Genomic DNA, 1,098 nt, shown 5'->3' with positions numbered 1-1,098 from the left:
GATCCCGGTGGATGCGTTTGGACCCGTAGCGCCCCTTGCTGGCTTTGAAAAAATGGCTGATCCGCTCCAGCAGTGCCTTGTCCCGTGCCGCACGCCGCGCCTTCCGACTTTCACGGGCTGCCTCACCGGCGCCGTGACCATAAAACCAACTGCGCGACAGGCGGACCAGCCGGCAAAGTGTAGAAACCGCGTTCTCCCGCTTACGCGGCCCCACTGGGGCCACGGTCAGTCGAACTGAGCTTTGTGGGCAGGGATGAAAGCGCGCTTGTTCATCGTGGTTTCACCGCCCGAGAGGCGAAGAAAGCGTTCGCAGGCGCCCTCGGACCCGTGGCGTTCGCCTGCTCACCCCTCTGAAGAATCTCATTCTACTCCGCGAGACGCTTGTTCTCTTTCCGCAGCCGTTCCAGCTCGGCAGCATCCGCCTTTTGGCGGCGTTTCGCTTCCATCGAGCCGAACGCCTCAATCTCCAGCCGCCAGGTCTTCAGCTGGGTACCGGTGATCCCCAACTCCTTGGCCACGGTGCCCTCCGTCGCGCCCGGCTCATAAAGCCGCTCAACCGCTGCAGCTTTAAACTCGTCTGAATACTTCCGTCGATGTCGTCCCATGTCGCGCTCCTCTCATGGACAGGGCTAAAGTACCCCGCTGTCCGGAGACAGGGACGAAGATCATACGATGGCTGAATGGCGGCGTTGGCGGCCCGTAGAAGACCTCGATGTACTCGAAGATAGCGGCCTTGGCCTGTTCCCGGGGTCCGAACCGATGGCGATGGACCAGCTCCTTCTTCAGCGAAGAAAAGAAGCTCTCCATCGGGGCGTTCTGCGCCTTCAAACGATCCCCCGGATCGTTCGATCCGCTGGCGCGGACCAGCTTGAACCCGAGGCACTGACCCTTGCGGCTCATGGATTGAGCCAGCTTGGCGCGGTGGATGATCTTGCGGTCGTCTCCGCTGGCATATTGCATGCCGCGGTCCGAATGCAGGATCAGGCCCGGGACCGGGCCGCGCTGGTCCAGGGCCATCCGGAGCGCGTCGTAGCACAGCTCTGCGCCCAGGTGATCGGTCATGGACCAGCCGACGATTTCGCGGGTCGCATGCGCCAT

The 1,098-nt window shown here is 62.6% G+C and carries 2 protein-coding genes and 1 pseudogene; all 3 read right to left on the bottom strand.

Translation table 11 applies throughout. The annotated features are described in order from the left end of the window. Positions 1-214 (bottom strand): annotated as a pseudogene (locus FEV53_RS20275) (IS3 family transposase); the annotation flags it as partial. Positions 215-365: 151 nt separating this feature from the next. Then, positions 366-605 carry a transposase gene (locus FEV53_RS20270; RefSeq protein ID WP_142836409.1) on the bottom strand — a complete coding sequence of 80 codons (240 nt, stop codon included), beginning with the start codon at positions 603-605 and terminating at the stop codon, positions 366-368. Further along, positions 568-1,098: DDE-type integrase/transposase/recombinase (locus FEV53_RS20265; RefSeq protein ID WP_142836408.1), on the bottom strand; the 531-nt coding region annotated here is incomplete at its 5' end. The genes FEV53_RS20270 and FEV53_RS20265, both read right to left, overlap by 38 nt.

This window comes from Palleronia caenipelagi (genome assembly GCF_007004065.1).
GTDB lineage: Bacteria > Pseudomonadota > Alphaproteobacteria > Rhodobacterales > Rhodobacteraceae > Palleronia > Palleronia caenipelagi.
The sequence above is the reverse complement of the archived record's forward strand: the minus strand, read 5'-3'. Positions and strand labels throughout refer to the sequence as shown.

What these genes read in the sequence shown, in the direction of transcription:
- FEV53_RS20270 (WP_142836409.1), bottom strand. Translation starts at nt 605, where the DNA reads ATGGGACGACATCGACGGAAGTATTCAGACGAGTTTAAAGCTGCAGCG.